The sequence below is a fragment of the Pleomorphochaeta sp. genome (genome assembly GCF_050031695.1).
Lineage (GTDB): Bacteria > Spirochaetota > Spirochaetia > Sphaerochaetales > Sphaerochaetaceae > Pleomorphochaeta.
The window spans coordinates 1-19442 of record NZ_JBNAIC010000016.1 but is presented as its reverse complement, the minus strand read 5'-3'; the positions used below and the strand labels follow the sequence as shown (position 1 = coordinate 19442).

The following is a 19442-nucleotide window of genomic DNA, read 5'->3' as shown; positions in this document are numbered from 1 at the left end:
ATATAATTAATAACGATATAATACAGGGGCCACTTATCATAGTGGTCATGTTTTTGTATAAATAAAAGAAAGTATATAAAAGACTTTTTATTTATTAATATTTTTTACAGAATCTCTAACAATTAATTTTACATCTAGTTTTTTAATTTTCTCTTCAATTGGTTCTTTCTTTATAAGCTTCATCAACATTGATACTGCAAGAATTCCTTTTTCATCAGAATCTTGGTGAATAGTTGTTAAATGAGGCTGAACTATTCTAGAGAAAATATTATCATCATAACCTGTAATTGAGATATCATTAGGTATATTTATACCAGAATCATGTAAATAGCTAATAGCTTCAGCTGCATAATAATCGGATGAAAATATTAATGCGGTATAAGGCATTTCTTTACTTGTTACATTAGAATAAGCTTTATATCTTTCATCTTTTTCTTTAGATAAAAATATTATATTATCAAGATCAAATTCTAAATTAGCTTCATCAAAAGCTTTTTTACATCCTTTATAACGATTTAAATCTGTTCCAGCAAACGATTTATCATTGGTAAAAAACATTGCTTTTTTATGTCCGTTAGATATTAAGTGTTGTGCTATTAAATATCCACCTTTTTCATCTTTTAACCCTATATCATAATAAGTTTTTTCTTTATCTTCAAAATAAGAATCAATAAAGACTACAGGACTTTCAACACTATCTAGAATTGTTGGAGCTATATCTTTTGGAACCCAAACAAGAATTAAGCCTGCAAGTTTCCATGTTTTTGCTAATTGAACTACTTCTTGTTGGCTTGTGGTAGTTTGCAACATAAAGTAATAACCTAAGGAATGTAGCTCTTTTTCAATAGAACCAATTATTGAGGAAGAAAAAGGATCTTCTAAAACTGTCTCATTCCATCTTGGTTCCATAAACATAATAACACCAATAATACGAGAATCATTTTGACCAAGAATTCTTGCTCCCATATTTGGAGCATAATTGCATTTCTCAATATACTTTTCTACTTTTTCGCGAGTTTCTTTTGATACTCTAGCATAATTTTTGTGAAGTACATTAGTAACTGTTGTAGGACTCACTCCAGCTAATTTTGCAATATCTTTAATCGTTGACATCTCAACACCTTTAATATCATTATGTATTTGTACATATTATTTATATAAATAAAACTAGATAATATATATAATTATTAGTCTTCTTTTTAATAAAAATGTTAACGTAATATATAATATATCAATCTTTTTAGCAAGTAATTAATATATCAAGTTTATTATATCTTTCATAATATGATTTCTAATACTATACATTAGATGTGAAGAAGATAACTAATATATCTTCTTCACATATTAATTTACTTCAAATAACCTAACCATTTATTTTGCGTTTTAATCATTCTATTAACTATTTCTTCAACTTTTGAAGCTTTAGTTACAACAGGGTTAGCTAATAAAGCTTGAACAACTAAGTTTTTATCCTTTTTAATTATAGCTTCAGCTGTTAAATCATAAACACCAGCATATGTTCTAAGAAGAGCTAAATAGCCTTTAGGAATATTATCGAATTTTATTCCATTTACACCATTTTTATTAATAATTGCAGGAACTTCTAAAACTATCCATGATGGCAAATCTTCGATTAATCCATTATTAATAATATTTACTGCAGCTTCTTCATATCCTAAATCACTTTCAATACCTTCAATAATTGGAACTACTCTTTCTATAGTTTCAGTTTTAATTTCATTATGAATTTTCTTTGAAAGAGATGTTTTATAATAATCATAAAAATCTAAAATACCTTCATGATCAACAACATCCCAAGCCCAACCTAGATATTCACCAAAGTGACTATCTACAGTTATTGGAAGAAGATTATAATTATTCAACATTATTCTTGCTATACGACGGTCAGCCCAAGTATATTTACTTTCTTTTTCACTACGTGATTTAGAAAATTGTTCTTCAGATTGCATTTCCCCTGTAGCAAGATACGCATCAAATACATCACTATATCCAGGTTCTTTTAAAAAGAAACTATTAGCTTTTTCAAGCACTTCTGGATATAAATCTTTACCACTTTTTCTATCTTTTAAATCAATCATACAACTAAAATGATTTAATCCTGCAGCTCTAAAGTGTAAATCATCAATATCCTTATCAAGCATTGGTGGTAGCCATTTATTCAACCAACCAATTTCATGACACATACCAATAAATTTTGCTTCTGGGTATACCCTTTTTACAGTAGTACAAATTGCAGTCATAGGATTTGAAAAGTTAAATACATAAGCGTTAGGACAAATATCCATAACATCTTTCATAATTTCAAGAACAACAGGAACTATTCTAAGAGCGTGAAAAACACCACCAGGTCCACCATTTTCACCATATACTTGGTTTATTCCATATTGTTGAGGAACTTTCCAATCTTCATCCCATAATTTAAATCTATCTCCAACTTCTATTGAAGAGATTACATAATCTGCACCTTTTAAAGCTTCACGTCTATTAGTAGTTGCACTTACCTTATTAGTTAATGAATGTTCTTTAATAAAAGTTTTTGCTGTTAATAATACTTCATCTAATGCTTTTTGATTGATATCAAGTAATGTAACTTCACATCCTTTTATTACGGAGCTATTAAAAATATCTCCTAGCATTCCATAACCAAACTGAGCAGAACCTGCTCCAATTAAAACAATTTTCATAAATCATTGTCTCCTAAATAATTATTTTATAGACCCTTCAACCATTCCTTTAATAATATATCGTTGTGCAAAAAGGTAGAGAACGATAATTGGAATCATTGCAATAAGAGTGGATGTTAAAATCAAATCCCATTGTTTTAGATATGCACCAGCAAATGCTGTTACAGCAATTGGAATAGTTTGTACTCTTCCATTAGATCCTAATATCAAAAATGGGAGTAGATAGTCATTCCAAATCCATATTCCATTTAGTATTAATACAGTAACAATAATTGGTTGAAGTAGAGGAAAGACTATTACAAAAAATACTTTAGCTCTTGAACAACCATCAATAGTCGCAGCTTCTTCAAGCTCTAATGGAATATTTTTAATAAAACCATGGAAGATAAATATTGATAATGGTGCACCAAAACCTAAATATGCAAATACAACACCAGGAACAGTACCTAATAATTGTATATTCATAAATTGCCCTAAAATTCTAAACCATCTTACTAATGGATACATAAGAACTTGAAAAGGTATTACCATAGCAGATACAAAAACTAAGAATATAATTGTTGACCATCTTGTTTTGTTTCTTACTAAAACCCATGCAGCCATAGCAGAAAATAATGCTAAAACTAATAATGATAAGAATGTAATTACAGTACTATCAACAAATGCACCTAAATAATCAACAGTTGGATTGTGAAAAATAAGATTAACATTAGTTATTAACTGTGACCAAGAAGTTGGTCTAGCTATAGCATTATAGATAATTTCTTTTGAAGTTTTTGCAGAATTTATGATTACCATAACAAAAGGAATAATAAATAAGATAAACACAAATATTGTAAAGATTTCTAAAATTAATAGGCCATATTTATGTAGTGTATAATTTTTTTTTGATGATACAGGTTCGCTCACATTTCCACCTCTTTTCTTTTGTTTAAAGTAACTTGAATTAAAGAAACTATAAGAAGAACGACAAAGAGAATAACAGCTTTAGCTTGAGCTTCAGACATTCTATTTGCTGCAGCAGTATTAAAGATATTCATTGCTAATAACTCACTTGCTTTAACCGGTTCTCCCATAAACCTAGTAGCGGGACCACCATTAGTTAATGTTAAGTTCATATCAAATTGTTTAAATGATGTAGTTAAAGTTAAGAAGAGAGAAATAGTAAAGGCATTAGCCATCATTGGAATAAGAATCTTAAATACTCTTGTAAAATATTTTGCTCCATCTACATTAGCAGCTTCCATAAGAGATTCAGGAATACCTTGAATAGCTGCAACGTATATTAACATAATATATCCAGAATATTGCCAAGTATTAACAACAGCCATAGACCAAATAACACTATCTGCTTGACTTAAGAAAGAAACTTGTAAGAATTCTATTGCAAAAGTATTACCTACGCCAACCAAAATATTATTAAAAATAAATTGCCAAATATAACCTAAAACGATACCACCAATTAAATATGGTACAAAAAATCCGGCTCTATAAAAATTTCTTCTTTTAATTTTACTTGTAACAATAAGAGATAATACAAAACTTACAACATTAACAAATACTACATTAATTAATGTATAAAATATTGTTATTATAAAAGAATAAAGAAAACTTGGATCAGAAAATAAAAATTTAAAGTTTTCAAAACCTACAAAACTAATATCATTACTAATACCATTCCAATCCGTCATTGAATAATACAGACCGAAGAAAAATGGAATAATTATAACCATAATGAAAGCGAATAACGTTGGTAATAAAAATAAAACGTTAACAAGGCGATTTTTCTTCATTATATACAACTCCCCTTTTATTTTGAAAATAGCTCCCACAGAAGAATCTGCAAGAGCTATTAAGACGATTGCTTATTTAAAACTTGCAACAGCGTTATTCATATCACTAATAAATTGATCTATATCATCAGGATTTTGAGCGAATAAGTCAAAAATAGGTCCAAAGATATTTTGGCCAGCACCATCAGGAAGCATTCCGAAGAATACACCATAGTTACCACCCTTAGCATTTGCAGCCATTAAAGCTTGGCTAAGTTGACCTGAAGGTTGTAAAGTAACAGATTTGAAAGCAGGAATCATACCAGCTTCATTTACCATGAAATTATGACCTTCTTGAGTTGTTGCCATAGCTGTTAAGAAAGCTTTTGCAGCTTCAGCATTAGGACTTTGAGAATTTACAACATACCAGCTAGGAGCAAATAGATATAAACCTGTTTGTTCTGCTTCAGTAAATGCATGAGGAGCATAACCTACTTCAAAGTCAACACCTAATTGTTGTAAATTTGGATCTACCCAGTTACCTTGATGTAAGAAAGCTGTTCTACCTTGAGCAAAAGAACCAACTTGGTCATCATAGCTACCGTTTAGTAAGATTTGTTGATCAGCATATTTAAATAATAATTGTAAGTATTTAGTATATTCTAAGAAACGATCTTGATCTAATTCACCATTAAGAGCTTTGTTGATAACAGATTTATCATTGAAATCAAGTCCACCACCCCAATAACAAGCTAAGTTATGTTGAGCTGCAACCCACCACATACCACCAGCTACTGATGCTGCCATAGCTACAGGTGCGTCAATTCCTAATTCTGCTTTTTTAGAATCTAAAATTTTGAAAGCTTCTTCATAAGCTGAACGTGTAGTTAGAGAAGCTGGATCGATTCCTGCTTTTTCTAAAATTTCAGCATTATATGCTAAACCATAACCTTCAATAGCTACAGGGAAACCTACAACTTTTCCATCAGCCATAAATGCTAAATCTGTATCTTCTACCCATGGTTCATCACTTAAGTCAGCAATATAATCTTTCCAAATATCATAACCACCTTGTCCTTCGATTTGGAAAATATCAGGCATTTGTCCAGATTGAAGTTTAGCTTTAACTGCTCCACCGTAGTCTCCCCCACCACCAAGTGTTTCAACTTCAACAGTTACACCATCAGTTGCTGCAGAATATTCGGCTGCATAAGCATCAATTGCATCTTTGATTTCAACTTTTAATTGGAACATTTTAATTGTTGTTTCTCCTGTTTCTTCATTAGCTCCAGAAGCGAAAACATTACCAGCGACTAAAGCAAACACCATTGTGATTGCTAAAAGTTTTGAAATTTTTTTCATTTCATACCCCTTTTTTGTTTGATTTTCTTGCTACGTAAGACTAGATAAACGTTGTAGGTGTTACGCAACATCTAAAATCAGTATAACACCAATTTGCTATCTGTCAACAAAAGATTTTTAAACTTTTTTAATCACTCAATTAAAAATATATTAATACAAAACAATATATAAGTACTTATTATATAAACAATTAAAAATAAATTGGATTATTTTAAATAATTAAACAACGAAATTATCAACATGAATTTTTTATTTTTTTTAAGTCTTTGCTATAAACAATAATATTTACATAAATAAAGTAAAATTAATATTGTAAACTAAAAGAAAGCTGATATATAGTTATCTATCTTTTTAAATATTTCTTGTTTAAGCTTTTTAATTAAGGTAGAAAAATTATGCTTTAAATCTTATATCAAATATAATCATGATAAGTTTATTTTTTGTCTTCATTTTTCAACTTTTTATTTTACTTTACATAAAAAAGGTTTAATATAATAAGAGTTAACTAATAAATAGTTAATAGCTTAATGCAAAAAGAGGCAACATGAGTATAAGGATGCATAGATCAATAAAAATAGCTAAAGGAGTTAGACTAAACATCTCTAAATCTGGGATTGGTGCATCTATCGGACCTAGAGGTGCAAAAATTTCAGTAGGAAAAAGAGGAGTATATTCAAATTTTAGTTTGATAGGTACAGGCATTTCCTCAAGAAAGAAAATAAGTGGTAATAATCACAATAAACCTAAATTTAGCAATTCATTGAATACTAATTCATCAACACACTCAATAACAGTTAATATTTCAATCGATGACAATAGTGGAAAAGAAACAATCTCATTAATTGAAAAAGGAAAAGAGATTAATAATGAAAGCCTTTTAAGAAAGCTAAAAAAAACAATAGAATATAAGAGAAAATTAGAAGAAGTTAGAAATAAAACATTAAATAAAGTAAATCAAGAATTAGATTTATTATTAGATATACATAAACTTTGTGAGAAAACACCAAATTGGAATCTTATTTCTAAGCAAGTTAATGAAAGTACTCCTAAAAAATATGTACCTAAACCTTTTCTTGAAAAAGAAATTGATAAAAATAGCTATTTATCTGAAATAGAGGCTGAAGCAAAAAGAAATGTAAAAGGTATATTTGGCATAAAGAAAAAACGAGCAAATTATATTAAAACACATTTAGAAGATAGATATTTATTAGAATATTCAAACTGGGAAAAGAGAAAGAAAGATTTTGAAGAAAAAGAGAAATTAAAAGAAATAGCTGAAAATAAAATATATCAACAAGAATATGATGCTTGGGTTTTAGAAATGGAAAATTTATTAAATCCTGATACAAAATATATTGAAGACCGTTTAGAAGAATTGTTTTCAAATATCCAATTACCAATCGATTTTTCTATTTCTTTTGATGTAAAAAATAATGGTGAGACAATACTTTTAGATATTGATTTACCAGAAATAGAAGACTATCCAAATAAAAAAGCAAAAAGACTAACTAGTGGTAAAATATCTATCAAAGAAAAAACCCTAAAAGAAAAGAAAAAAGATTATTTTTCTAGCATAGCAAGTATTGGTATCTATTTTTCATCACTAGCTTTCTCTTCAGCGCCTACAATAAAAGAAGTAATAGCTTCTAGTTATACTCAACGAATAAACAAAGCTACCGGAAATTTAGAAGATCAATATGTATATTCAGTTAATTTCAATAAAACTGATTTTTGCAAATTAAATTTTGATAAAATTTATCCAATAGAAACATTACAATATTTTGACCATCGAATAAACTTTACTAAAACTTATGAATTAAAACCTATAATACCCTTTGAATAATATAATGATAAAATACTCAATTATTAATATCAATTGAATAAAGCAATCTTTGTAAATCCTTTACAATAAGTTCACAAAGTTTGTAAGTTCCCCCATTTAAACACCAATCTATAATATTGCCTCTTCCCATACGTAAACAAGCTTCAGCTATTTCTTTTGAATTTGTGTCATCTTTAAAAGCACCTAATTCTTTTCCTTCCTCAATAGTTTCTACTAAAGTAATATATAGTTTTCTTTCATGACTATAAGAATAATCAGGTTTAGAAGATATTATTTGGTAATAAGAGTCAGATATCAAGAGAAAGCCTAACTCTTCTTCCATAATACATGCTGATTGCTCAAGTATCCCAATAATTTTATTTAGTGGAGAATCAAATTCAACTTCCTCAATACATTCAAATACTCTTGCATCAATTATCTCATAAATTTCATCAACAATACTGTCTTTAGAAGAAAAATAATGATAAAAAGTACCTAGTGAAATATTAGCTGCTTTACATATTTCCTTAACTTTTACTTTGTCATACCCTCTCTCTTTAAATAAGGCCATAGCTGTTTCTGAAATATGCCATTTTTTATTTTTAGCTTTTTGCTCGCGGTTATTATTATTTTTCATATCCCAAAAGATACCTAAATATCACTAAATCGTAAAGTAAAATGAATTATTTAGATATAGTTATATTTATTATCTATTCAAATATATGTTTATTAACTTATGAATAAATACAAGTTCTTTTCTTTTTATAAAGATACTTCATTAAATTCTAATTTTGACCAAAGACCATGAGGATTATCATCAGTGGTTGATTGCCCTAATTGTCCATAGCTATTACTACCAGCTATAAAAACTTCATCATCTACAGTTTTTACTATAGTGTTATGATTACCTGTATATATAATTTTAGCACCATTGAAATCATATTCTTCTTCGACATCATTATTAGAATCTAATTTAATAAAACCAGAGTCTGTAACTTCATAAAATGAATAATTGGTGCTTTCATTAGAATTTCCATCACCTTGCTTACTGTAAGAATCATTACCAACAGCCCATAAGCTATCATCATTTTTTATTGCCATAGTATAATGATAACCAGCTGATACACTTTTAACATTACTCATAGCATTATAAGGAGTATAATTATCTCTATCTAAATTCACACTTTCTCCAATTTGTCCATTTTCATTTCTTCCAACTCCCCATAATACATCATTAGTATCAACATACATTACATGATCGGTACCAACTGAAAAATCTATAACATTAGAAGCTAATAAAACAGGAATTAATTGTCTATTTTCTACATTATCTGCTTTCGCCTGTGCTAATTGACCATAAGAATTATCTCCAAAACCATATAGTTCATTATCACTTGTTAAATAAAGAGACGTAAGTTCTTCACTATCAATATCTACAACCGTTTTACCATCTGTATCAACAAAATCAAACAAACTATTATTAGTTGTTGTATTATCTCCTAATTGGCCATGAGTGTTTTTACCGGCGGTAAGTAATTTGTCATCACTATCTATAATTAAAGTATGATAATCACTACAACTTACTTGTTTTACATTATCTCTAATTTTTATATAAGTTAAAGTACTAGTAGTTGTACCATTTCCAAATTGACCAATACTATTATCTCCACTAGCCCAAAGAGAATTATCATCTTTTATTACCATACTATGACCAACTGCAGCAGATACATACTTTACATTTTCTAATACTTTAGTGGGAGTTGATCTTATTTGTGTATCATCTAATCCTAATTGACCTAAATTATTATAACCATTAACCCATAAACTCCCATCAGTTTTTAACACATAAATAGAATCTCCACCAATTACTATTTGTTTGAATTCATCTTGATCTGAATCATTTTCTCCTGGATTATTTATCTCAGGGTCTTCTACAACGTCTACAACTGGACAAGCTATAAAAGAAAGAGATAATAAAATTAACATTAAAATAAGCACATTTTTTTTCATTTTAATTATTCCTTTTTCTAAATTTACAATTTTTATAATATAAATGTTATATATTTTTATATGCTAAGGCAAATTATTGACAAAAGCAACAATAAAACATAATAAAATTATTATATTTTATAAAAATAATAGAATCCTAACATTTAATATAACCTAACTAGATAATTTAAATAAAGCTAAATTGAAAAAAGTATTGATAAATAAAGAATTAATAAATAGATTCAAAATATTAACAAGCATTATATAAACACTTTAAAACCCTTAGATTAATTCACTTTTTAGTAAATTTTCTTAATAAACAACATACGAAATGGGAAAAATATAGTAAATAATTTTTATATAAAAAATAAACCACTTGATTGATTATAAACCAAGTGGAATTTAAAATATTTATTATAGTTATTTGATATTGAGAAATATACTTAAGTGAATAAGGCTTCTATATTATACTCTTTCATTAATAATTTCATTTCACTTTCACTAACTTCAATTCTTGATTCACTAGCTTTCTCTAACAGTATTGGTAGTATTGTTATATCACCTGTACTATTTAAAAACACATTAGGATTATTGAGTACCCAATTAACTGATTTAGAAATTGAAAAAGAATCTGTTAATGGTTTATACCATGTAGCAAAAGGATTATCATCATCCTTTACTGGACCTTTAGAAAGAGATTTTATAGTTTGAATAGCTACATTTTTTTCAATACATAGATTAATTAATTTATTAACATCTTCTCTATATTTATCATTTTGCATCATACTGTAATTGTAAGGAAAAAGTACTGAATCAAAATCATATCTCATTAAACTTTTATAATGCATTGCTGCTGCATTAATTCCATGACCAGTAACACCAATATTTTTAATTAGGCCTTGTTTTTTAGCATCTATTGCAGCTTCTAGGACCCCGCTTTTCCCCATTGCAATTTCCCATTCATTTTCATCGATTAAACAATGGAATTGCCATAAATCAACATAATCTGTTTTTAGTTTTTCAAGCGATTGATATAGCTCTTCTTTAGCTTCTTTTTTAGTACGTTTATCAGTTTTTGTAGCTAAAAAGAAAGAGTCTCTATCCTTTTTCATCCAAGGACCAATTCTTACTTCAGCATTACCATAACTTTGAGCAACATCAATATGATTAATATCATATTTTTTTAATAAATCATAAGTTTGATCAGCTTCTTTTTGAGTAACTTCTCCTAAAGCAGCTGCCCCAAATATCACACGAGAACTCATGTGCCCTGTTCGACCAAATGGCATTTTATTAATCATTAGTTACACTCCTAATTAAATATATCATGATTAAATACTATAATAAAGATAATCTTTAACTATCTAATTAAGCTCTATTTTTAGTATTTAAACAAATAGTTAAAATATTATTTTTTCATTATCATTTCTTATTTTTAATGATAAATCTTCTCTTTCTATTAAATCTATTAACCTTTACTAAATATATTACACATTTACTATTTGATATGAGTCCATTTATTAGTTATAATTAATTAATGATAAGAAAAAAATGCATATACTTAATATTTATAATATCTTTACTCTTCACTAGTCCTTTATTAGCGATTGATATTCTTTTCGTTGGTTCAGGAATGATAGATGTGCCTTGGACTACTAAAATAAAGGAGGGGTTAGAAAAGCAGTTAACACTTCTTGAAATCCCATATTCCCTTTATGAAGAGCATCTTGATATCTCTAGATTCCCAAACAACGAACAAACAGAAATATACTACAAGTTCTTATCTGAAAAATTTAAAGATTCGCCTCCAGATATCTGTGTTTTAACAGGAAATGCTGCAACCCAGCTCTTTACCACTTACGCAGATTTATTTCCTCTTTCTCAAAAGATTTCAATAGAATCCCACATAGAAAATACCAAAGATATGACAATAATAAATTTAAGTGGAGACTATACAAATACTATTGAAGAAATAAAAAGAATAGCTAATCCAGATCATATTTATATAATAGGAGATTCAAAGGTTCCAAGTAGAAAAACAATACTTAATGCTATTGAGAAAACTGTTAAAAAAGCTGAAATTCCATATACTACTCTCAGTGATTTAAGTTATGAAGAGCTTATTTTAGAAGTCTCAAAAATACCAGAAGGAAGTGCCATTTTCTTCACTCCAATAGCCCGTTCTGATTCAAATGGAAATCATCTTATACCTCTAAAATTATTAGAAGATATTTATAATAATAGTAAGGTTCCAATCTTTGGTACATCAGTTTTATTTCTCGACCATGGAGTTGTAGGAGGATATATATCAGATCCAACATTACTTGGAGTATCAGCAGCACAGCTCATAGACGGACAACCTTTTTCGTCGATTAATAATGGATTTGCATACTACTACGACTGGGATTTAGTAGAGGAATTTGGATATAAAAATAAAATACATGAAGATGCTTACTTGCTACATAAAACACCAACTTTCTATGAACTTTATACAACAGAAATCTATATTTTTTCTAGTTTTCTTCTAGCTTTAATTCTAATGCTTTTGTTATTAATGGCAAGTAATAGGAAACTATCTAAAGCAAAAAAGCATATAGATAGTGAAAATCTAAGATTAGAGATTATGGTAAAAGATAGAACTCAAGAACTTCATAATTTATTAGTAAAAGCAGCTAAACAATCGAAAACAGATGCTCTTACAGAGCTAAATAATAGACGTGCTTTTTTTGAAGAAGGAAATCTAATATATAAAATAGCTAAAGATAAAAAACAGAACTTTTCAATTCTTATGATTGATATAGATCAATTCAAATCTATTAATGATAATTATGGACATAGCATTGGAGATGAAATTCTAAAACTCACAGCTAAATCCATAAAAGATAACCTACAATTAGAAGATATTTCTTCTCGCATTGGAGGTGAAGAATTTGCTGTTATTCTTCCCTCTTCTACACTTGATGAGGCAATAAATATTGCACAAAATATTCGAAAAAGTGTTGAGAAAATATCTTATCTTAGTGAAAAACAGATTGAGGTACATACTAGTATAAGCATAGGTGTTGCTAAACTTATTGAAACGGATAAATCTGTTGATGATATACTATCAAGAGCTGATAAAGCTTTATATAAAGCAAAAAAAGATGGACGTAATCAAGTATGCTCTTTATAGATTCACTAATCGATATGAATTAAAAAAGCTATCCTATTTAAGATATAAATATATATTTATAAACAATGAGTTATATAAAAATTAGATTTAATGCGTAACTTTTTAAAGATTGAAATAACTACAGTAGAGTGACAAAAATAACAACCCAATATTATTTGAATTATTATTCTATAATATTTAAATATAGAATTATAGATATATATATATTACAAATATAATGGCTCAAAGTATCCTAAATAAAAAGCTTTATAAAATAATAAATTATATAAAATCTTAAATAAATATATTATTATAACTCTACACCACTAGCTTTCAAATCTAATGCAATCAAATCAAGTTCTCTTAAGATTTGTAAAAGAGTAAAAGCAGAGTCATACCAAGCAAGTTCTTTAGCTTTTATACTGCTCTCATTTGCTAATCCTATTTCAAAACGAATTCGCTCAACTTCTATATCATTTGCACGTTGCTCAAACTCAAACTGAGCTAAGGAAAGGTTAATTAACAATCCTTTAACATTTTTTTGTATCTCTTCAACCGTTGTTTCAACATTATCTCTTGCTTTTTCAACTTCTATTCTAGCTTGTATAACAGATTCATCTGCTAAAGATGAGGATAGTTTAGTAGCAGAGCGAGAAAAGTCTGAAGCACTAAATCCTATAGATAATGAAAAGATTGGATTACTACTAGTAAAAAGATCATCAATAGATGTAAAAAAACCATCTCCTGTAGTTGGAACATAATAAGGGGAAAGCTGAAAAGAAAGACTTACTATCGGTGCATCACTTGGATTTTTAAGTATTTGATCTATTTCAGCTGAACGAAGATTATTAATAGCTTGTTGATATGTATAATCATTTTCTAAAAGAATTTGCACAAGCTCTTCTTTATTAAATATTATAGAAGGAAGGCTTTGAAATAAATCACTATCTACAACTACTTGTTTTGGGTAATCACTATTTCCCCAAAGAGTTGTTAATGAATCTTCAAGAGTTTCAATTTGTCGCTCTACTTCAGAAAGTGAATATCGTATTTGATTTATATTTAGCACTCTTGATTCATAAGAATTTCGACTTATCAAACCTTCTTCTAAATCTTTCTTTGCATCTTTAATTGAAGCTTGTTCACTAATAAGTTGTTCTCCTAAAATAAAGCGACTTTCTTTTAGACTCTGTAGTGTAGAAAGTTGGCTATTACCTTGAGATATCAAAGCTGCTAGAAGTTGATCATAAGAAAGCTTTGAATTAGTTGCTGTTATCTCTAGCTTTTCTAGCTCTTTATTGGCATAGCTAAAATCAATTAAGCCATCCCCTATTGATAATGGTTGGTTAAGAGTTAAGCTCACAGATGGACTATGAGTCCATGTCCATAATGAACTTGAAGAACTATTTAAGGTTAAACTAGAATATTGAGATGCACTCAGTGTTGCTTGAGCTCCTGTATTAAGGTTTTTAGAAATAGTAGTCCCAATCCCAAAGGTATTAGATAAATCATAACTACCTGTTGTAGTTAAATTAAGACTTCTACTTAGAGAGTAAAGCGGTTGAGAAGAAAGCCCTATTTTAAAACCTTGCTCTCTTTTTTGAAACTGTATTTGCTCTCTTTGAATCCTATATAGCGACTCAAGTTGTTCAAGATCATAATTTTCTTGTAAAAGAGCTATACGTAGCTCTTTTTCTGCATCTAAAAAAGATAGAATAGAATCATCTTGCCATTGATTAATAAAAGCATTTAAGCTCTCTTGCTCTAATATTATTTCATCTCCATTTTCTAACTCATATTCAACATCTAGAGAGGGGTATGAAGTAGCAACAAGAGGAAATGCTACAGTAAGTAGTATACTTAATAATAGTTGTAGATATTTTTTCATGCTTTACTCCTGTTTCTTTTTTTATCATATATGGTTCCATAGAGCATTGGTATTATAAATAATGTGGTTAGTGTTGAGAATATCAAACCAAAAATAATAGTACTTGCCATAGGAGACCATACAACAGAATAACCACCTATTCCTATTGCTGTTGGAAGTAGACCAACAATTGTAGTTAAGGAAGTAAGTATAATAGGTCTAAGCCTTGTTCTAGCAGCCTCGGCAACTGATTCTTTTACAGATTTACCTATCTCTCTTAATTCATTTATAAAACTAATTAATACAATTGCATCATTTACTGCAATACCTGCTAGAGCTACACTTGAGTATATTACTGTAGTTGAAAGTGGCGTATTTGAAATAAAGAGATATAATACAACTCCTATAAATGCAAACGGAATAGAAAATAATATCAAAAGAGGTTGGCTATAGCTATTAAATTGAGTTCCAAGAATCAAGTAAATTAAAAAGATACCAAGAATAAATACCCTAAGGATATCAAAAATTAAGTTATTAAAGTCATCGAATTCACCACCAACTTTAAAAGTGACATTAGGGTATTTATTAGATAAGGATTGATCCCAAAACTCTTTTACTTTATTATTGACCTCTTGGAGATCTAAAGATTCAACTGCATTAGCTGAAACTGTTATTTCACGTTTACCTTCTATCCTACGTATGGATCCAATAGAATTATCAAGTTCAATTGTTGCAATACTAGAGAGAGGGATAAGTCTTCCATCATTAGTTGGAATCAATAGTTGTTCAAGGTTTTCATACTGCCTAGAATCTGATTCACTAAATCTTACTACAATATCTATTTCTTCATTTTTCTCAAAGAAAGTTCCTGCAGGTATACTATCAAAACGGGCTCTAATGTAGGAACCAACACTGCCCACACTAACATTAAGTGCACTAGCGATATCTTGGTTTATTTTGATTCGAAGTTCAGGACTACCTGATATAAAATCACTTTCAACATTTGTAACTCCATCAATGGAACTTAACAAGTTTACAATAGCATTTGAAGAATCGATAATTGTTTTATATTCATCACCTGAAATACGGAAACTCAATGGATCTGCTGTAGGTGGTCCATTTTGAGCTTTTCTAAAGAAGACTTGTTCAACTCCACTGAGATAATAAGTTTCCTTTTGTACCTCGGTGATAATTTCATCAATACTTCTAGTTCTACCTTCATCCATTTCAGCTAGATCTACAGTTATCTGAGATTGAGTTGAGTTTGATTCTCCACTACCAAGTGTTCCAATCTTAGTACTAATTGAAATTATTTCTCCATTTCCTACCTTATCAAGTAAGATATCTTCATACTGTGCAACAATTTTATTTGTCTGATCTAATGAAGTTCCTCTAGGAGTTAGTATCTCTATATTGAAATAGGAATAATCCTCTGCTGAAAAAAGATCTTGTCTAAGCGTTCCTATTAGAGAGAACACACCAACGGTAATAACTAATGCTAGTAAAAGAATAAGAACCTTAAATTTATAAGCCTTTATAAAGAACTTAGAATATCCACTTTGAATTTTATTAAACCAAGCACCAGGTTCTTTTTTCCTTTTTTTCTTTTCTCTTGGTCCCCATTCTGCATAGTGACTTGGCAAAAAGAATAAAGCTTCACTAGTACTTACTATAAGAGCTATTGTAACAGTTAAAGGAATAACTCTTAAAAACTTTCCAATAGTACCTGGAAGAAGCATTAATGGTAAAAAGGCCGCAACTGTTGTTGCTGTTGCTGCAACAACTGGCCATATAACTTGATTAGCCCCATCTATTGCTGCATCATGCCGTAAGAGTCCGTTAGATTGCAATCTATAAGAATTCTCAATTATTACAATTGCATGATCTACAATAAGGCCTAAAACTAATACCAAACCAAATAGTGTATTAGTATTAATAGTCTCACCTAATAAATCTAAAACAAGAAATGTAAGTGCAAAAGTTACTGGAATACCTAAAGCAGTTATTAAAGCATTACGAAAACCAATAAAAAGCCAAAGGATAAGAACAAGTAAAAAAAGCCCCATTAAAGCGTTTGAAGAAAGTACATTTAAACTTGATTCTATTTGAACTGTTGAATCATTAAATAGAGTAATATTAGTTTCTCCATTATTTTGCCACTTTGCGTCTTCTACAATTTTGGTTACTTCTTCAACTATATCAACTGAATTACCTTTTACGACCTTTATTACCCGAAGATTTATTGATGGATTTCCATTAAAACGAGCAATTGATGAATCAGGGTCAAAACCATCAACTACCTCAGCAACATCACTAACTCTTACAACTCCTGATGAGGAAGAAGATCTTCTCACAATTACTGATTCAAAATCTGAAATAGTATCAATTGAGCCAAGGGTTCTTAAAAGATATTCTCTAGAACCAGTATTTAACGTACCACTTGGAATAGCACTGTTTTGATCATTAATAGCACTAACTACTTCATTTACACTCAAACCTCTAGAAATAAGACTGTTATTATCTAAGTTAATAAGAATCTGTCTATCTGGAAGTCCAAGCAACTCAACATCAGAAACATCGTTAACTTGTAGAATCTCATTTTGGAGAGAAATAGCTTGATCTCTCAACTGCTCATATGGCAAATTACCACTAATTACGACCTCTATTACAGGAAGAAAATCTGCTGAAGAAAAATCATCAACAATTGGGTCGATAACACCATCGGGCAATGCAACTTGACTAAAACGGGTCTGAGCTTCTTGATAAAGAGAATTAAACTCTTGTTGTGTAATACCGTCATCAAATTCAACCCTAACCACACTAAGACCTTCACTAGTAGTTGAGCTAATTTGTTTTAGTTTATCCATACCCTGAAATGCATTTTCAACAGGTACTGTTACTGAAGATTCTAAATCTTCTACACCAACTCCTGGATAAGGTACTATGACATTGACCCAATAAAAGGGTATTTCTGCAAACTGTTCTTGTGGAAGACGGGCCAAACTTAAGCCACCTAAAAGTAGAACTGTTATCATTAGTATATTTACCATTACTGGTTTTGTTACAGAGAATCTACCAATACTAAATCCTTTTTGATTATCCATAATCTATTCCTTTTTTAGTCTTCTTGAGTTACAACAGATGTACCATCTAAAATACGTGATAGAGCACTTACTAAAACTTTCTTTCCAATAAGTGAAATATTTTCATCTACGCTTTCTATAGCACTTTGGTCTCCGTATTGGTCAACCACTTTAACATTAACCTTCTTTGCACTATCACCTTCAACCATATAGATTGAAGTCTCCCCATTTCGGTATACCATTGCTGAATTAGGTACCAATGTATAAACTGGTGCATCCTCATTAAAAATAATTACGTCAGCACTTATACCAGCCTTAATAATTGATGGATTAGGATTATTAAAATCAACTAGTACTGACCAGCTACCTGTTTTTGAATCACTGCTAGCACTAATACCACTTACCACTCCTTCTGCCTCTATGTCCTCTGTAGGTGTTTTAATAGTAATAAGTGCCTTAGCTCCTTCTTTAATTAAAAAGAGTTGGTTTTGACCAACAGGTATAGTAACTCTTAAATGATTAAGATCAACAACACGTACAATTTGTGCACCAGCTTGGATAAGATCTCCAACAACAAGACTAGTTTTCTCTGCTACACTACCAGCTATAGGAGTTGTTACTTTAGTATTATCTAAATTATTTTTAGCTTGCTCAAGTTGGGCTTTAAGTCCATCAACACTGCTTTGAGTTTGAGTTAACTGGACATAGGAAATAGCACCCTTATCATACAGTTGCTTATTAGCATTGAGTTCTTTAAGACTATTTTCATATTGTTTGGTTAATTGGCTAACATTCAATAAAGGAATAGTATCATCTAAAGTTAAAAGCACTTGATCTTTTTCTAGAGTAGAACCTAAGTTAAAATCAATAGAATTAATAACCCCTGAAGTCCTAGCTTTTATATTAACTTCTTCAAGTCCCTCAATAGTTCCACTAGAGAGAACACGATCACGCAAAGCAGCACTTTTAATTTCAACAGCAGAGGATACTACTTGAGTGTAATCTGTGGCTGCTGAGATTTCATCAATCACAATAGGATTTTCTTCTTCAGTATCTTTATTACATGACGAAAAAAACAAAGAAATAAATAACAATAAAATAATTGATATAATGTTTAATGTACGATTCATAGAGTACCTCTTTTTATTGAATGCAATAAACTATAATGATAGCGATACCGTGTATCATTATCAAAAAAGATAAAAGACTAAAATTTAAAAGAAAGAGTTTTATTAAGTCATAAAATATATTTCTTACTAAATTTTTTTTATATTTTATTTATACTCATTTAAATGCTCATTTCTACCTTTTTTACTATTTTTTAGAAAGAGTATTGTAATAAATACTATTAATTAGAATTAATATCATAAAAGAATGATCACCTATTTTTGACTAAGTAAAATATCATTTAAATATAGTTACATAAATATATATACTTAGTATTGTAACTGATTATTTTTTATATCAATTTACTTAAATAAAAGTTACAAAATGCATTTATTTTATAAACCTAAATTCTTTTATTGTATAATTTTATTCTTTATTAACAATTAACTTTTAAAAAGTGCACTCCCATATCTTTTTAAACTATATTTATACAATTTCACTCTAAAAAACTTAGTTGTAATTATATCATTGATATATTTGCCATGCAAGTTTATTCAATACTATCTAATATTTTACACTTAGAA

General features: G+C 29.1%; 13 protein-coding genes. 2 read left to right on the top strand and 11 right to left on the bottom strand.

The features are described 5' to 3' along the window. Window positions 1-87: 87 nt before the first annotated feature. The 5 genes from ACPKM0_RS03205 to ACPKM0_RS03185 form a co-directional block, all read right to left on the bottom strand. Window positions 88-1113, bottom strand: a complete 1026-nt coding sequence (locus ACPKM0_RS03205; protein ID WP_472473362.1) for a LacI family DNA-binding transcriptional regulator — start codon at window positions 1111-1113, stop codon at window positions 88-90. A gap of 236 nt (window positions 1114-1349) precedes the next feature. Further along, complete coding sequence (locus tag ACPKM0_RS03200; protein ID WP_472473361.1) at window positions 1350-2705, bottom strand: family 4 glycosyl hydrolase; 1356 nt, start codon at window positions 2703-2705, stop codon at window positions 1350-1352. A 21-nt stretch (window positions 2706-2726) separates the two neighbouring features. Further along, complete coding sequence (locus ACPKM0_RS03195) at window positions 2727-3614, bottom strand: carbohydrate ABC transporter permease (protein WP_472473360.1); 888 nt, start codon at window positions 3612-3614, stop codon at window positions 2727-2729. Further along, window positions 3611-4498 (bottom strand): carbohydrate ABC transporter permease, encoded by an 888-nt coding sequence (locus ACPKM0_RS03190; protein WP_472473359.1) that lies wholly within the window; start codon window positions 4496-4498, stop codon window positions 3611-3613. Before ACPKM0_RS03190 ends, ACPKM0_RS03195 begins: the two co-directional genes overlap by 4 nt. A 72-nt stretch (window positions 4499-4570) precedes the next feature. Further along, window positions 4571-5839 (bottom strand): ABC transporter substrate-binding protein, encoded by a 1269-nt coding sequence (locus ACPKM0_RS03185; protein WP_472473358.1) that lies wholly within the window; start codon window positions 5837-5839, stop codon window positions 4571-4573. A gap of 544 nt (window positions 5840-6383) precedes the next feature. Here ACPKM0_RS03185 and ACPKM0_RS03180 point away from each other — a divergent pair. Further along, entirely contained in the window at window positions 6384-7682 is a 1299-nt protein-coding gene (locus ACPKM0_RS03180; RefSeq protein ID WP_472473357.1) for a DUF4236 domain-containing protein, read from the top strand. A 16-nt stretch (window positions 7683-7698) separates the two neighbouring features. On the opposite strand, the gene ACPKM0_RS03175 is transcribed toward ACPKM0_RS03180, so the two are convergent. From ACPKM0_RS03175 to ACPKM0_RS03165, 3 genes are all read right to left on the bottom strand, one after another. Continuing rightward, window positions 7699-8298 carry a TetR/AcrR family transcriptional regulator gene (locus ACPKM0_RS03175; RefSeq protein WP_472473356.1) on the bottom strand — a complete coding sequence of 200 codons (600 nt, stop codon included), beginning with the start codon at window positions 8296-8298 and terminating at the stop codon, window positions 7699-7701. 125 nt (window positions 8299-8423) lie between these two features. Continuing rightward, window positions 8424-9671, bottom strand: coding sequence for an RCC1 domain-containing protein (locus ACPKM0_RS03170; RefSeq protein WP_472473355.1), 1248 nt, complete (start codon window positions 9669-9671; stop codon window positions 8424-8426). 422 nt (window positions 9672-10093) lie between these two features. Beyond that, a complete protein-coding gene (locus tag ACPKM0_RS03165; RefSeq protein WP_472473354.1) occupies window positions 10094-10951 on the bottom strand; it encodes an aldo/keto reductase in 858 nt (285 codons plus the stop codon). A 236-nt stretch (window positions 10952-11187) separates the two neighbouring features. Between ACPKM0_RS03165 and ACPKM0_RS03160 the strand changes: the two genes are divergently transcribed. Beyond that, on the top strand, window positions 11188-12822 hold the full coding sequence (locus ACPKM0_RS03160) for a diguanylate cyclase (protein ID WP_472473353.1): 1635 nt from the start codon (window positions 11188-11190) through the stop codon (window positions 12820-12822). A gap of 289 nt (window positions 12823-13111) precedes the next feature. On the opposite strand, the gene ACPKM0_RS03155 is transcribed toward ACPKM0_RS03160, so the two are convergent. Genes ACPKM0_RS03155 through ACPKM0_RS03145 form a run of 3 tightly spaced genes read right to left on the bottom strand, consistent with a single transcriptional unit; the run spans window position 13112 to window position 18881 of the window. Continuing rightward, window positions 13112-14689, bottom strand: coding sequence for a TolC family protein (locus tag ACPKM0_RS03155; RefSeq protein ID WP_472473352.1), 1578 nt, complete (start codon window positions 14687-14689; stop codon window positions 13112-13114). Next, a complete protein-coding gene (locus tag ACPKM0_RS03150) occupies window positions 14686-17772 on the bottom strand; it encodes an efflux RND transporter permease subunit (RefSeq protein ID WP_472473351.1) in 3087 nt (1028 codons plus the stop codon). Before ACPKM0_RS03150 ends, ACPKM0_RS03155 begins: the two co-directional genes overlap by 4 nt. A gap of 14 nt (window positions 17773-17786) precedes the next feature. After that, entirely contained in the window at window positions 17787-18881 is a 1095-nt protein-coding gene (locus tag ACPKM0_RS03145) for an efflux RND transporter periplasmic adaptor subunit (protein ID WP_472473350.1), read from the bottom strand. Window positions 18882-19442: the final 561 nt, after the last annotated feature.

Bases quoted from the DNA above. Each gene is read 5' to 3' on its own strand.
- ACPKM0_RS03205 (WP_472473362.1), bottom strand. From the start codon at position 1,113: ATGTCAACGATTAAAGATATTGCAAAATTAGCTGGAGTGAGTCCTACA.
- ACPKM0_RS03200 (WP_472473361.1), bottom strand. From the start codon at position 2,705: ATGAAAATTGTTTTAATTGGAGCAGGTTCTGCTCAGTTTGGTTATGGA.
- ACPKM0_RS03190 (WP_472473359.1), bottom strand. From the start codon at position 4,498: ATGAAGAAAAATCGCCTTGTTAACGTTTTATTTTTATTACCAACGTTA.
- ACPKM0_RS03185 (WP_472473358.1), bottom strand. From the start codon at position 5,839: ATGAAAAAAATTTCAAAACTTTTAGCAATCACAATGGTGTTTGCTTTA.
- ACPKM0_RS03180 (WP_472473357.1), top strand. From the start codon at position 6,384: ATGAGTATAAGGATGCATAGATCAATAAAAATAGCTAAAGGAGTTAGA.
- ACPKM0_RS03175 (WP_472473356.1), bottom strand. From the start codon at position 8,298: ATGAAAAATAATAATAACCGCGAGCAAAAAGCTAAAAATAAAAAATGG.
- ACPKM0_RS03170 (WP_472473355.1), bottom strand. From the start codon at position 9,671: ATGAAAAAAAATGTGCTTATTTTAATGTTAATTTTATTATCTCTTTCT.
- ACPKM0_RS03165 (WP_472473354.1), bottom strand. From the start codon at position 10,951: ATGATTAATAAAATGCCATTTGGTCGAACAGGGCACATGAGTTCTCGT.
- ACPKM0_RS03160 (WP_472473353.1), top strand. From the start codon at position 11,188: ATGATAAGAAAAAAATGCATATACTTAATATTTATAATATCTTTACTC.
- ACPKM0_RS03155 (WP_472473352.1), bottom strand. From the start codon at position 14,689: ATGAAAAAATATCTACAACTATTATTAAGTATACTACTTACTGTAGCA.
- ACPKM0_RS03150 (WP_472473351.1), bottom strand. From the start codon at position 17,772: ATGGATAATCAAAAAGGATTTAGTATTGGTAGATTCTCTGTAACAAAA.
- ACPKM0_RS03145 (WP_472473350.1), bottom strand. From the start codon at position 18,881: ATGAATCGTACATTAAACATTATATCAATTATTTTATTGTTATTTATT.